This window comes from Microcoleus sp. B3-D2 (assembly GCF_036705345.1).
In the GTDB taxonomy this organism is placed as follows: domain Bacteria; phylum Cyanobacteriota; class Cyanobacteriia; order Cyanobacteriales; family Microcoleaceae; genus Microcoleus.
Window position 1 is genome coordinate 1 of sequence record NZ_JAUBUG010000043.1, and the last position, 13,853, is coordinate 13,853.

10 protein-coding genes are annotated in these 13,853 nt (G+C 47.6%); 5 read left to right on the plus strand and 5 right to left on the minus strand.

Annotated elements, in window-relative coordinates; genetic code table 11:
* Positions 1–214: 214 nt before the first annotated feature.
* Positions 215–838: a GNAT family N-acetyltransferase gene (locus QUB14_RS17165; RefSeq protein WP_333218252.1), complete on the minus strand. Its 624-nt coding sequence runs from the start codon at positions 836–838 to the stop codon at positions 215–217.
* A gap of 1,714 nt (positions 839–2,552) precedes the next feature.
* Between QUB14_RS17165 and QUB14_RS17170 the strand changes: the two genes are divergently transcribed.
* Both QUB14_RS17170 and QUB14_RS17175 read left to right on the plus strand, forming a co-directional pair.
* Positions 2,553–6,074 (plus strand): response regulator, encoded by a 3,522-nt coding sequence (locus QUB14_RS17170; RefSeq protein ID WP_333218253.1) that lies wholly within the window; start codon positions 2,553–2,555, stop codon positions 6,072–6,074.
* Between the two features lie 559 nt (positions 6,075–6,633).
* On the plus strand, positions 6,634–7,083 hold the full coding sequence (locus tag QUB14_RS17175; RefSeq protein ID WP_333297259.1) for a hypothetical protein: 450 nt from the start codon (positions 6,634–6,636) through the stop codon (positions 7,081–7,083).
* Between the two features lie 219 nt (positions 7,084–7,302).
* Here the strand turns inward: QUB14_RS17175 and pheS are convergent, their stop codons facing one another.
* Complete coding sequence (pheS, locus tag QUB14_RS17180; RefSeq protein WP_015177077.1) at positions 7,303–8,307, minus strand: phenylalanine--tRNA ligase subunit alpha; 1,005 nt, start codon at positions 8,305–8,307, stop codon at positions 7,303–7,305.
* 222 nt (positions 8,308–8,529) lie between these two features.
* Here pheS and surE point away from each other — a divergent pair, with 222 nt between their 5' ends.
* Together surE and QUB14_RS17190 are read left to right on the plus strand one after the other, a co-directional pair.
* On the plus strand, positions 8,530–9,336 hold the full coding sequence (gene surE, locus QUB14_RS17185) for a 5'/3'-nucleotidase SurE (RefSeq protein WP_333218255.1): 807 nt from the start codon (positions 8,530–8,532) through the stop codon (positions 9,334–9,336).
* Positions 9,337–9,463: 127 nt separating this feature from the next.
* Positions 9,464–9,862 (plus strand): hypothetical protein, encoded by a 399-nt coding sequence (locus QUB14_RS17190; protein ID WP_333218256.1) that lies wholly within the window; start codon positions 9,464–9,466, stop codon positions 9,860–9,862.
* 252 nt (positions 9,863–10,114) lie between these two features.
* On the opposite strand, the gene QUB14_RS17195 is transcribed toward QUB14_RS17190, so the two are convergent.
* Together QUB14_RS17195 and QUB14_RS17200 are read right to left on the minus strand one after the other, a co-directional pair.
* Positions 10,115–11,329, minus strand: coding sequence for an LL-diaminopimelate aminotransferase (locus tag QUB14_RS17195; RefSeq protein ID WP_333218257.1), 1,215 nt, complete (start codon positions 11,327–11,329; stop codon positions 10,115–10,117).
* A gap of 227 nt (positions 11,330–11,556) precedes the next feature.
* A complete protein-coding gene (locus QUB14_RS17200; protein WP_190740071.1) occupies positions 11,557–11,883 on the minus strand; it encodes a thioredoxin domain-containing protein in 327 nt (108 codons plus the stop codon).
* A 144-nt stretch (positions 11,884–12,027) separates the two neighbouring features.
* On the opposite strand from QUB14_RS17200, the gene QUB14_RS17205 reads away from it, so the two are divergent.
* The gene (locus tag QUB14_RS17205; protein WP_333218258.1) at positions 12,028–12,783 is read left to right on the plus strand and encodes a biotin/lipoate A/B protein ligase family protein; all 756 of its coding nucleotides are present in this window, start codon (positions 12,028–12,030) and stop codon (positions 12,781–12,783) included.
* 268 nt (positions 12,784–13,051) lie between these two features.
* Here QUB14_RS17205 and QUB14_RS17210 read toward each other — a convergent pair whose 3' ends face one another.
* Positions 13,052–13,837: a DUF928 domain-containing protein gene (locus QUB14_RS17210; RefSeq protein ID WP_333218259.1), complete on the minus strand. Its 786-nt coding sequence runs from the start codon at positions 13,835–13,837 to the stop codon at positions 13,052–13,054.
* Positions 13,838–13,853: the final 16 nt, after the last annotated feature.

Genomic DNA, 13,853 nt, shown 5'->3' on the forward strand with positions numbered 1-13,853 from the left:
AGTTTTAAACCAATACAAGTGAGTGCAGTTTTTTTTGCCATCATAACGGGGGTAGCTAACCCGGATTTGGTATAAATACTTCTTCTTTCTACGTCGCAATTCCCTATTACCAATTCCCTTGATTCACGCTCCGGAAGTCACAGATACACGGATAGCTGTTTTTTCCTTTTTCCTGTTTCGCCCCAATTCCCCACGATCAATTCAAATACTTAACTTAGGATAGCGAAATCTGCTTGCGTAAAAACAGGCGGCGCGGCTGGCCCAACAGCCTACCAGTCAAATTCCAATCCACCTGTTGCAAGCGATAGCCGGCCTGATAGTACAACTGTCGCGCCGGATGATTATTTTCCAGAACGTGGAGGTAAATCTCCGAAAATCCCCATTCTCTGGCTGTCTCCTCGCAGTTGCTGAGCAGTTGTTGAGCAACGCCCTGTCGCCGATAGTCCGGGTGAACGGCTAAATTCGACAAATAAGGATAGTCAGAACTCGGTATTTGCCAAGGAAAGCGAGAACGCAGAGCCATTTCTACTGTTCCTGCCATGCGCTGAGATCGGTGCGATCTATAATTCTGCGTTCCCTCCTCGCGCGAGACTAGCTCAGCAACCAGACAAATGTAATGTTCTGCCTTAGAACGCAGTCGATTTTTTAAATCTTCGTAAATGCCCAAACGCAACACTGGATACACCCATTCTACAAACCCCTCGCGGGAGTGAAAGCTCATGGCTAAAATATCAGCTAGCTGCGTTAAGTCGTTGGGCGCAGCGACCCGGATCGAAAAACCAGAAAGTCCGGGAGTTTGTTGTTGGTGAGATGGTGAGGAAAAAAATGAAGGATTCACAATGCCAGGCCACTATATTAATTTTTTTACGCGGGTTTCTAAGCTACCATCTTAGAAAATTCACTGATGTTATACTGTGATTCTAACGTAACTTATAGGCATAGTTTATTAGCCAGGTTAAATTACATTTATTGTGCTTGACTTTAAGGAGTATGTGAGGTAAATGGAAAAATTTTAGCATTTAATACTCGAGTTATGAAAAAATAAAACTCATCCCCTAATACTAGATTTGTGGATAAGCTATGTGGCCTTTAAATTGAAGCTTGATCCCTGGCCTTCGACCGGCATCACAAGAGTTTAAGCAAACAGTAGCTTACAAATTAAATGCGCGACAGCTTAGCGGGCAAGGTATTAAAAACAATCACAAAGGTTTTAACGTCAGGTTCCCGGAATCTTACCGCTCTCTGCTTACGGAAATACCCGATCGAATATAATTTATCCGTCAGGCGGTAGTTGAAAAACTCAACGACTAGATCTGACTAACACCGGGCGCGCTGGGGCGTCGGATGTTCCCCGCCGCCCCCCGGGCTGGCACCCCAGCTTTCAGCAGTTGTGGGCAATCCCTCGCCCGCCCCCGAGCGAACCGGCCTTACCTGTTGAGCTAGTGGGTACTTTTCCAACCTCCAATTTAAATTTGGATGCCTGGAAACAGTCTGCAGGGGTTTTCCCCGTCGGTTCGATACTCTGCTGCGCGCGAGCGAGACCTTCAAAACCTCGATCGAGCTGATTGACCCCGCCCAACAACCGATATCCGCCACCGACACCGGTCGTGGAGAGATCAAAATTTTAGACTCTAGTTCAAGCTCCGCGATTCATCTGTGGAGTAAATCTAAAATCTAAAATCTAAAATCTAAAATCGACCGATCGGTTTCCACAGAGTACATCCCTAGCTAAGATTAACAGATGGATGCTCGAGCTTGCGGTGTTTCGCCGCAGTAATTGGCTTGGGCGTTGGTCTGCAGGAGGCACAAAAAATGCCGAGATCGGGGAAAAAAGTGCAAGTCTAACTAAAATGGTACAGCAATTGCGTCACTCCCACAGACACCTCTGTGGTCTGTCAGCCACCCCCGAATATCAGTCAGGGGCTCGGCGCCGGATTGTGGTCGGTATCCTTGGCTGACTGTTAAAGTTGCTGTTACTTGTGGGAAAAAACACAGGCGAAGATGTTGGTTGTCTATTGTATCTTGCTGCGGGCAGCTTTCACATACCAAATAAAAAAGTCCCAGGAGCCAGGACCAAACATAAATTTGGCAAATCAACTCACAATCAGGACGGTTATTCCTATGTATTCTGAGATATCCAGACGGCAGTTAAAATGGCCAGATTAGTGTTTGCTCTCCTGCTGCATAAAGGTAAGGGGTGAAATAAAATTATCGGGAGACGAGTTTATGTGAATATCATTAAATAATAAAATTGGGGTGCACGACAGATAACTGTGGCTCAGAAGAATTCCGCATTGAAAACCCAGACATCAAAAATCAAGGTTGATGCTTGCCTCCCACACTCACAACAACTTCAAATCCACGAATTATTGTGATACCATTTTCCCAAAATAATGGCACTCTCGGCAAAATCCCAACCCTTATGTCATCAGTCATTCGCAATCGAAAATCGAAAATCGAAAATGGTATGACTTCAGCAATTTAAATCGGCGAATTCTTCCTTTGATCGGACTTATTAAATCGAACAGCCCCGGGGCACAGGAGAACGGTGCATGAATTCCCAAGAAAATCCTAAGCTAAAAATTCTGATCGTCGATGACGAACCGGATAACCTCGACTTGCTTTACCGCACCTTCCATCGAGACTACAAAGTGCTCAGAGCCGAATCGGGCCCCGCTGCTCTCGAAATTTTGGCAAAAGAGGGAGAAGTTGCGGTGATTATCTCGGATCAGCGAATGCCAAAAATGAGCGGTACGGAGTTTCTCAGCCTGACGGCGGCTCAGTACCCCGACGTGATCCGAATTATTTTAACTGGCTATACGGATGTTGAAGATTTAGTTGAAGCTATTAACGCTGGCAAAGTATTCAAATACGTTACCAAGCCTTGGGATGCTCAAGAGCTGATAAATCTTGTCAGTCAAGCTGTTGAGACTCACAATCTTCTGAAAACGCGCACCAATGAACTGCGCCGTGCTTTGAGCCAAGAATCGCTGCTTTATGCCGTTACCAATACTATCCGATCGGCTCTCAATTACCAGCAAATGCTGCAAAGAATTGTGGAAAGTGTCGGGCAGATGTTTGAGGTGAGTTGCTGTCTGCTGCGGCCGTTCCAAGACGGCCGAGTGGCCGATGAGTGGTTCGTTTACCAGAAGGCAGAAACTAAAGAGTTGGGGGGCGATGAGGAAGCGATGCCCGGAGATGCTTCTGCTGCCGAACTCTCCCCAGATTTGCTGCCGGATTTGGTTTGGGAAACTCTGGATGTGGAGGTGATTCAAGATGCCCAAACTGACGATCGAGTTTTAAACTGGGATAATCAGCAACGACAGCAGGCTTACGAAGCTGCGAATATTCGATCGAGCTTGATCGTACCCCTGTTTTACAAAATGGAACTGATGGCAGTCTTGGCGCTGCACCAGTTCGATCGACCGCGCCAGTGGCAAGACCACGAGGTACAGTTGGTAATTACGGTGGCAGACCAAGCGGCTTTGGCGCTTTCTCAAGCCCGGGCTTACGAACAGGTGCGGGCGCTGGCCAAGCGCGAGGCATTAGTCAATACTATTACTACGGCAATTCGATCGAGTCTCGATCCCCAAAATATTTTTGCAGCCATTACTCAACAACTCGGCCAAGCTTTGCAAGTTGACGGCTGCGCCCTATCTCTCTGGACAGAAGATGATGAATACGTCCAATGCGTGGGGCTATACGACACAAATAGAGATACCGTGGCTGTAGAAGAGGGTTTTAACCCTCCAGAGGTAGTTGCGAACCCTCTTGGCCCTGAGACGATTTCTGCCGATGCTGTTGGCAACGCTCCCGCCTGGGTTTTTGCCCATCCTTCCCTGCCACAGTCTTTGGTGCCGATTCGGGGCAATCCGGTGTTGCTGCAAGTTATGGTATCAAAAGAGCCGGTGGCGATCGAAGATCTCGACGAACACCCCGAGTTAAATGTTACAGAACTGCAAGTTCGATCGCCAGCCCGCGCCCTGTTAGTCGTTCCCTTACTCTCAGAAGGCAAAATCATCGGCAGCATTTCCCTGCGCCAAAATCGCAGCATCCGTTGCTGGAACATCTCAGATATTGACCTGGCTCAAATAGTCGCAACTCAAGCGGCTCTAGCCGTGCAGCAGTCGCGCCTCTACCAGACTACCAGACAGCAGGCAGAACGGCTTCTGGAAGCCGATCGGCTCAAAACCGAGTTTTTCCAAAATATCTCCCACGAGTTCCGCACGCCTCTAACTCTCACAATCGGCCCTCTCGAATCAGCTTGCGGCCGCAAAGAAGACTTGCCCTACGAACAAGCCGTAATCGCTTTGCGTAATTCCCGCCGCCTCCTGCGCTTGGTAAATCAACTGCTGGACTTGCAGCGGCTCGATGCCGGACGGATGCAGCCGAGTTTTCGCCCCTGCGATTTAGTCGGTTTCTGTTACTCTACCGCAGAGTCATTCCGGGCCTACTGCGAGAAAAAAGGACTGCAGTTAATTACCCAACTGCAAGAATGTCCTTTACTTTATTTGGATCTTGAAAGATTTGATAAAGTTATTTACAACCTGCTGTCAAATGCTGTCAAATTCACCCCAGAAGGCGGAACTATCACCCTGAAAGTTGAATCGGCCGGCGCTCACTGCTTGTTGCAAGTAAAAGACACTGGTATCGGCATTCGCACGGAACAAATTCCCTATTTATTCGAGCGGTTTCACCAAGCCGAAGGTTCAGCTAGCCGTTCCTATGAAGGCAGCGGCTTAGGCTTGGCACTTGTCAAAGAATTAGTCGAACTCCACGGCGGTCAAATTTCAGTTGAGTCAGTTTACGGCGAAGGTACTACTTTTAGCGTTTGGCTGCACTTCGGTTCGACTCACTTACCCCCGGAACAGGTACTAGAAATACCAGCAGAGTTTCACTCCTCCAAAGCTGCGGTGGAACTGGCAGATGTGGAGGCGGATTTGTCGGAAGATGAGGCCGAAGATCATAACTTTGAGGCGCTCGAACCGGTCAGATCGGAAACGGCAGTGGGAACGGTTTTGGTGGTTGACGACAATCCCGATTTGCGCTTTTATGTGTCGGCAATTCTGCGAGAGTCCGGCTTTGCAGTTTTGCTCGCCCGCAACGGACAAGAAGGATTTGCCGTGGCAAAAAAACGTCGCCCTAATTTAATTATAACGGATTTGATGATGCCTTTGATTTCCGGTTTGGATTTGATTCGGATGATTCGAGAGGATGAGGAATTGCAGGGAACTCCAGCAATTTTGCTGACTGCTAAAGCCGACGAAGATACTCGAATTGAAGGAGTAGAACGGGGTGCGGATGCTTATTTGTCCAAGCCTTTTAACGATCGAGAATTGTTGGCGGAAGTGCGGAATTTGATCGCCCTCAAACAAAACGAGCGCCGAGTGCAGCAGTTGAACAGTTATTTAACTGAGTCGGTGCTGCGCCGATTTTTACCGCCGGCGATGGTGAAGGCGGCAGCGGCTGGAGATTTGGCCCTGGATTTGCGCCCGGAACCGCGATTGATTACTATTTTGTTTAGCGATATTGTCGGTTTTACTCAAATGGCAAATACGCTGCGCTCGCGCCGGGTAGCTGAGCTGTTGAATGAATATTTGGCGGCAATGACTAAGGCTATTTTTGACAGTGGCGGTACGGTGGACAAGTTTGTTGGAGATGCGGTAATGGCTTTCTTTGGCGCGCCGGAGGAACTAACGCCTAACGAGCAAGTACGTCGCGCTGTGGCTGCTGCTGGCCAAATGCTGCAAGCTCTGAAGGAGCTTAACAAGGGCTGGTTGGACCAGGGAATTGTTGGGGAAAATGGGGTGCCTCCGGTGCGGTTTCGCTGCGGAATTCACCAGGGTACTGCGGTGGTGGGGATGTTTGGCGGCCCCGATCGATCGGATTATACTGCGATCGGGCCGAGCGTGAATATTGCCGCCCGCTTGCAAGAGGTGACGGAACCAAACACGGTGCTAATTTCGGCGGCGGTGGCAGATTATGTTGAGGAAAATCGCATTGTTAAATATAAGCCTTTGAAACTTAAGGGAATTGATGAAACGGTATTGACTTTTTTACTAAATTGTGATTAGTCATTAAAAGTATTATATGTTGATATCCCACGCACAATTTCGGGAACCACCTATTCCTAAATAAGTAGATGAGCGGAAAAATATCTATGTAGTCCAAAGCGATAGTCACTCCGTGAAACGCTCTTTAGAAGCGATATTTTCTGCAAACAATCGCCCGATTGATGATAGCTTGATAGTCGGTGACATACTAAAGTTTATGTGTACCTACTTACTGGCCGTAAACAATGTGTTAAATTTAACTTGAATCACGCTAGTTAATGTTTCTTTACATAAACATAATTTTTTCCGCCTACCTACTTAAGCGCCCGGATCTGCGCTCCGGCTGTGGAGTCAATTGTTTAATCTTTAATCTTTAATCGACTCACCAAAGTTCAAGCTTCCAAATGGCGGCTGGGGAGTCAACTCTAAAATCTAAAAGTGACTGACATTCTTTGCTTGAATCTATCAAAAGAGGGAACTTTTTTAACCGCTCGTCGGGGGATAACCTCTATCTAGAGAACGGTTACGCCGATCGCTCCGATCGAGTAAAAATAGAATGTCATATCTTCTTCTGTATTCTATGAAACTGAATTATTTTACGAAACGGCTTTCGACTTTACGGCGCTCGATCGCTGCAACTGTGCTTTGCGTCTGTGCGATGGCCTTCGTCTGGTCTGGTGCGTTCTTCTCGAACACCGCAGCAATGGCTTCTCCTGCTGTAAACTCGATGGCAGCAGACGCAGATGCGGGCGATGCGGTTCAAGAAAAAGCCAGCAAAGATGCTGGACGAGCCAAGAACTTCATCCGAGATACAGAAGAGAAGGTTAAGGAAACTGCCAAGACAAATGCTGCTAAAGTCGATCGCTCATCGGAGGATGGTAGTGTAGTAGAGCGCAAAGCTAAGAAAGATGCGGCCACAATTGAGAAAAGAGCATCGGAAGATTCAGCTCGGACTCAGAAAGCAGTAGATAATACCAAGAATGCTGTCGAGAGCGCTGTTGACAGCATCAAGGGTGTTTTTGGCAAGTAGACAATAAATAAGTAGGTAAGCGCAAAAAAACAATAATATCTTGCAGGGGCTTGTAGGGGCGGCTTTAGGGCTTATCTACAGTAAGGGCGAGTCGATCGTTGCAGAACCCGCCCTCTCCCCAAGTAATGTTTATTTGTACTTACTTACTTGAAACTGAAAGATTGATGTACATTGACCAAGACCTCTATACGGCTCGTTTAACCGACCCCAAGCCCTTCTTTAAAATTGTCGCAAAAAGCGCAAATCGCTAGCATAAACCCGGCGAATATCGTCGATTTCATAAAGTACCATTGCGAACCGCTCGACACCAAAACCGGCCGCAAACCCCGTATATTTTTCTGGATCTAAACCGACTCCTTTAAGAACATTCGGATCGACAGTTCCGCAGCCCAAAACTTCCAGCCATTTGCCGTTCCACTGCAAATCAACTTCGGCAGAAGGTTCCGTAAACGGAAAGTAACTCGTGCGGAAACGAATCGGCAAATCTTGCCCGAACATTTGCCGCAAAAACTCTTTAATTGTGCCTTTCAAGTCAGTAAATGTCAAACCTTCATCAATTGCTAAAAGTTCAATTTGGTGGAAAACTGCCGCGTGAGTAGCATCGACAGTATCGCGGCGGTAAACGCGGCCGGGAGAGACAATCCGAATCGGCGGTTTGTGCTGTTCCATGTAGCGAATTTGCACCGATGATGTCTGAGTCCGCAGCAAGTCGCCGCCTGGTAGGTAAAATGTATCTTGCATATCCCGCGCTGGGTGGTCTGGCGGTGTGTTCAGCGCCTCGAAGTTATAATAATCTGTTTCCATTTCCGGGCCGTTGGCGACGGTGTAGCCGAGGCCGACAAAGATATCGAGAGCGCGGTCTATGACGGCGTTTAAGGGGTGAACGCGACCTTGGGGGCGAAAAATCCCCGGCATGGTGACATCGATGGTTTCTGAGGCTAGTTTGGCTTGGATTTGGGCGGTTTGGAGGGCGGCGCGCTTGTCTTCTAAATCGGCTTGCAGGGCTTCTTTGACTGTATTGGCGATCGCACCTACTTTGGGTCGCTGGTCTGGCGACAGTTTGCCCATCATGCCTAAAATTTGAGAAAGTTGGCCTTTTTTGCCGAGGTAGCCGACGCGCAACTGTTCGAGTTGTTCGAGGGTATTGGCAGTGGCGATCGCACTTTTGGACTCTTGACCGAGGGTTTCTAGTTGAGTTTCAATGTCGCTTAGCTGGACAGTCATTTTGATTTTAGATTTTAGATTTTAGATTTTAGATTGATGGCTGTTTTGGGCCAAGTTGAGTTTAGCGCAATTTTGGCTCTTCAGCTTGTTGATTTTAGATTTTAGATTTTAGATTTTAGATTTTCGGCAGTTACGGATAATTTGTAATAGGTAATTCGATGTTAGAGCGATCGCCCTAGTTAAATCTAGTTTAGTATTGTTATAAGGCCTATAAAAATTTCAATGAAACTTTTAATTAGCAACGACGACGGCATCTTTGCACAAGGCATCCGCAGCCTCGCCAACGCTCTCGCCGACGCAGGTCACGACGTGAGCGTAGTTTGTCCCGACAGAGAGCGTTCTGCTACCGGCCACGGCCTTACCCTGCACCAACCCATCCGCGCCGAGATTGTCGAATCTATTTTTGATCCTGCAGTCCAAGCTTGGGCCTGTTCGGGCACTCCCGCCGACTGCGTGAAACTTGCTTTGTGGGCTTTACTTGACAAACCGCCGGATTTTGTTCTTTCGGGTATCAACCACGGCCCCAATTTAGGCACGGATATCATCTGTTCGGGTACGGTTTCGGCAGCAATGGAAGGAATTATGGAAGGCATTCCCAGCATTGCTTTTAGCCTCGCCAGCTTTACTTCGCAGGAATTTGGGCCGGCGGTGGATTTCGCTGTCACCTTGCTGGCACAGTTGGAAAAACAGCCAATGGCGAAACCGATGCTGTTGAATGTCAACATACCAGCAGTCCCACAAGCAGAAATTACCGGAGTTGCGATCGCCCGTCAAGGCATTCGCCGCTATTTCGACATATTTCAAAAGCGCACCGATCCGCGCGGCAAAACTTATTATTGGCTGGCTGGGGAATTGTTAGAAGATGTAGAAGAAGTCGCCGATTCGGCGGTGCCGCACGATATTCCTACGGACGTACAAGCTATTCGCGACAACAGAATAACCGTAACTCCCTTGCAATATAATCTCACCTGTGCTCCCGACTTGCACTCGTTGCGGGATTGGCAATTTGAAGGTTTTCCCAAGCAGTGAGTTCTGATCGACCCGATCGGAGCGGTAAACTAGGAATTAAGGAAAAGTGCCTCTAAAGGTCTATACCTTAAGCGTTAACACAGGCTCCCAATTAGTTGTTAGTTTTTTTTACTCAAGAAAAACCGTTATGAACGCTCCCACCTATAACACTCATTCTGTCACTTGCCCGATCTGCAACCGTTCCAGCGTCGTAGGCCCCGTCGGGATGGTCAGTGGACTATTCACTTGTCCCCACTGCCATTCTCATATGGTAATTAGCTGGAGCGGTCATTTTGTGCGCGATCCTTTTAGTCTCAAACAACTGACCGTGGGAAAGATGCTCAGGCGCGAGAGCAGGCCGTTAGCTCGACTTAAGCGGGACTTTGGGCTGAGTAAGCCTTTTCCGCTGATTGCAATTTTGGGCAGTGTGGTCTTTTTCGGGTGTGCGATCGCGGCTGCGGAACAATCGCTACCCCAACAGAATTCACTTCAAGGATTTTTAGAGTGGGTGAGCGGAACTGGTAATTCCGAAGATGTCTCACGTTAACATTTCTTAAAAAAGATTGTGACAGATACTGCGTGCAAATATCTATTCCATTAGGTAGAAATCACACTATTTTAGCAATTGCATCCCTCTTGAGCTAGGGGTAAGCACTTAGGCCCCATGCCCTTCATCCTGTGTCCAAAAACGTCAAAACCCCAGTCCGGCAGGGGTTTTAACCCCTGCCTTAAAGCTCGAGCCTGGTGGGCGTAAGTCTCACGAGGGTGTTTTGGGTTAAGTTGACAAATATTACATCGCTCAATTTAGAAACTCAGCAATTTTTCTAACTGCTGTTTCCAAAATTGCTGGCGACTCGACTAAGGCAAACCGCACGTAGCCTTCTCCTGATTTCCCGAAACCGGCACCGGGGGAAGCCGCGACCCCTGTACTCTGTACTAGCTGAGTGCAAAATTTCACGGAATCTTGGGCCCAAGGTTCCGGCAGTTTCGCCCAGACGTACATGGTGGCGGGGGGTACGGGTACTTGCCAGCCGATGCCCTGTAGCGCGTTTACAAAGGCATCCCGCCGTTTTCTGAAGGTTTCTACGCTGGTTCTGACGGTATCTTGAGGACCGGTTAATGCGGAGATCGCTCCGTTCAAAATCCCTCGGTATTGGTTGAAGTCCACTGCGGCTTTTACCTGTCGCAGCGCTGCAATTAGTTCGGAATTGCCGATCGCATATCCGACTCTAAAACCTCCCATACTGTAGGATTTGGATAGTGTAAAAAACTCGATCGCCACACTCTTATCTCGATCCGCCTGAAAGATTGACGGCGCCATCAATTTTCGATATTCTTCCTCGTTACCAGTCGCCTCAATTGCAGAATTGCGATCGTCAAAAACCAAATCCACATAAGGGAAATCGTGAACTAAAACCAGCCGATGTTCCCGACAAAAAGCCACAGCTTTCTCAAAAAAAGCAACCGGGGCGATCGCAGTTGTAGGATTGTGAGGATAGCTCAAAACCATCATCTTCGACTGAGCCACCACGGCTGCCGGAATATCTTCAAATATTGGCAAAAACGCATTTTCTGCTAATATCGGCATCGGATAAATTTGACCGCCTGCCAAATGCACACCGCCCGCGTGGGAAGGATAGCCCGGATCGAGCAACAAAGCAAAATCTCCAGGGTTGAGTACAGCTAAAGGCATATGCGCCGTGCCTTCTTGGGAACCAATTAACGGCAGCACTTCTGTTTCTGGATTGACTGCAATTCCAAATTTTTGCTCGTACCAAATGGCTGCTGCTTCCCGAAAATCTCTTGTGCCGTTAAACAGCAAATAGCCGTGGGTGCTGGTGTCTGACAGAGAATGTGCGATCGCATCTGTAATATGAGCAGCCGCCGGCAAATCCGAAGAACCAAGAGACAAGTCAATCACATTTTGCCCCGCTGCTCTAGCTTGAGCTTTTGCCCGATCCATATCGGCAAATACATTAAATTGCAGTGGTTCTAAACGTTTAGCAAATTTCATATTTTCTATAGTTTTGGGGGATTTTCAGGAATATTTTTATTTGATATCAATTATTTTTTATATGGCATTTTTATTGACTTTGTGATTTTTTTTTAGTAACCGCAGAGAGCGCAGAGGGCGCAGAGTCAGAGAGGAATATCGAGGAGAAAAGAGAGATGTTAAAAAAATATTTGCGATGGCTATAGTTGTAAGTTGGGAGTTGGAAACTCCCGAATCATTTCCAAACTTTATAAGTGAGCGTCGAGCAAACCGACCAAAGTTTGTTTAGTAATGGCTCCCTCGTGGGAAAGCACTACTTCGGCATTTTTAAACAGCCTGAGAGCTGGAACTCCTTCTACTTTATACTGCTTGACAGTATTAGGATTGGGGTCAATTTCCATTTTAACCACTTTCAGCCGATCGCTGTAGTTGGCCGCCACCCAGTCTATCGAAGGCGCGATCAGTTTGCAAGGCCCGCACCAAGTAGCCCAAAAATAGGCAAGCACTGGTTGCTCTGCTTTCAGGACTTCTGTTTCAAATTTTTCGTCGTTAATGACAATTACACTGTTGCTCATGGTTCTGCGATTATTTTTTCTATTTATTTCTAAAGCACCGGCGGGCGTGAAACTTGCACCAACTTAGAAGACAGGCCCAAAAAACTGTTACTAATTTTAAAACATTCTGTGAATTATTGAGTGCAAACTCAGGACTGGGGACGGATGGCTAATTCTGTATGGCGTTTAATTCCACTGTTATCGGCGTCTGGTAGCGTGCAGATGGCGATCGACCAATGGCTACTGGAACAGCATCTAGCGGGCAAACATCCGCCAACTCTGCGATTTTACACTTGGCAACCGGCGGCGATTTCCTTGGGCTACCACCAGCGCCGATGGCCGGAGTTTTGGCAGCAGTTGTCTTGGCAGGGAATGCCTGTGGAGTTGGTGAGGAGGCCCAGCGGCGGGCGCGCAGTGTTGCATCAAGGGGATTTAACTTATGCAGTTGTGGCGTCGGGATTTGGAAGCAGTCGTATGAAAGCTTATCAGACTATTTGCGAGTTTTTGATTGAGGGTTGGAGGGCGATGGGTTTGGATTTGCAATACGGGGAAGCGGGAAGGGGTTATATTCACAATCCGAATTGTTTTGGTACTGCGACGGGTGCGGATTTAGTTACCGCTGATGGTTGCAAGTTAATTGGTAGCGCGCAATTGCGACGGGGTGATGCTATTTTGCAGCACGGTTCGATGCGTTTGCAGCCGGATGTTAGTTTGTTTTCTCAAGTGTTTGGGGAGGAATTAATTCCTGTGCAGTTACCTCTATCTGAAGGGGGAGATGATTTGATAGCCACTGTAATTGATGTTTTGAGTGCGGTGGCTTGTCGCTGTTTTGAAATTGATTTGGAGGTGCAGCCGCTTTCGGATCAGGAATGGCAGGATATTGGGGAATTAACAAGTAATAAGCTGTTTCACATTTTTTAACCTGCATATTTGGGGGCGGGCTTTCCTGCCACCTTTTGGGAACAGCCAAGATGGCCGTTCCACATATTTCTGGGATAATTATTGTGGGGTATACCGCCTTTTGGGAACAGCCAAGATGGCCGTTCCACAACAAATAAATTTTATTGTATAACAGCCATCTTGGCTATTACTGATACAAGTGAAAAACTTGTACACTTCTTTTTATTAAAAGTTTTCTGCCTCCTTGCTCTAACGCCACCAAAAAAGTTAAATTTAAATGCAGTAGAGCTTATGGCTGTGGCGGAATTTGAACGATCGGTTCTTGGGCAATTTCGCCCAATTTCACAGAATCCAGCAAGCTTTCCCAATCAGCCTTGAACGTTGTATCATTAGGCTGATCGCGGCGAGCGGCAGCTAGGGTGCTGAGGGCATCTTGCCAAATCCCATTTTCAGCATAAATAACAGTTTTCTGGCGCGGATCTGCCTGATCTAATTGACGGCGGATATCTGCACTGAGTTCAACTCGCCGTACAGTACCGCTTTCGATCTGATCTGCCGATCGGTCTTGAGAGTCGCAAATCACTGTAAAATTCCAACGGTAACTTTTGCCTAATTCCAAGGGCGGCGCATTTTTGTTAGCGGGGATACTAACGCCGATCACCCCTGATAAATTGCTAATTGTGAGATCCTGTTTATAAATCTCCTTGCCGCTTTGATCTTGTAGGATAAATTCGGCTGATTCCGCCTCTGTTTTAGGCAAGTAGAAAAAGAACGTTGGATAGTCGGAAACAGTCCGTCCCATCTTATTTTTAGGCACTAAGGCTGTGAGACCTAGCTGACTAATGCTCGCGCAGCCACCGCGCACAGGCCGTCTCGGTTGAGTGGGGGGCCAATTATCTATATCTTCAGTAGGCGGAATGAAGCGCGGCCCTCCCGGTATAGGGTTGGGTGGGCGGTCAGGTGTGTTTATGCTGGGCTGTCCCACAACTGCCAATTGAGAAATGTTAAGTGTGGCTATCAATACTATTGAGCCAACTGATATCAGATTGATGAGAAACTTAGTAATTGTTTTCATATTAACTCCATGAATT

Excerpts from the sequence above, each read along its gene's own strand:
- QUB14_RS17170 (WP_333218253.1), top strand. The coding sequence starts at position 2,553 with ATGAATTCCCAAGAAAATCCTAAGCTAAAAATTCTGATCGTCGATGAC.
- QUB14_RS17175 (WP_333297259.1), top strand. The coding sequence starts at position 6,634 with ATGAAACTGAATTATTTTACGAAACGGCTTTCGACTTTACGGCGCTCG.
- pheS (WP_015177077.1), bottom strand. The coding sequence starts at position 8,307 with ATGACTGTCCAGCTAAGCGACATTGAAACTCAACTAGAAACCCTCGGT.
- surE (WP_333218255.1), top strand. The coding sequence starts at position 8,530 with ATGAAACTTTTAATTAGCAACGACGACGGCATCTTTGCACAAGGCATC.
- QUB14_RS17190 (WP_333218256.1), top strand. The coding sequence starts at position 9,464 with ATGAACGCTCCCACCTATAACACTCATTCTGTCACTTGCCCGATCTGC.
- QUB14_RS17195 (WP_333218257.1), bottom strand. The coding sequence starts at position 11,329 with ATGAAATTTGCTAAACGTTTAGAACCACTGCAATTTAATGTATTTGCC.
- QUB14_RS17200 (WP_190740071.1), bottom strand. The coding sequence starts at position 11,883 with ATGAGCAACAGTGTAATTGTCATTAACGACGAAAAATTTGAAACAGAA.
- QUB14_RS17205 (WP_333218258.1), top strand. The coding sequence starts at position 12,028 with ATGGCTAATTCTGTATGGCGTTTAATTCCACTGTTATCGGCGTCTGGT.
- QUB14_RS17210 (WP_333218259.1), bottom strand. The coding sequence starts at position 13,837 with ATGAAAACAATTACTAAGTTTCTCATCAATCTGATATCAGTTGGCTCA.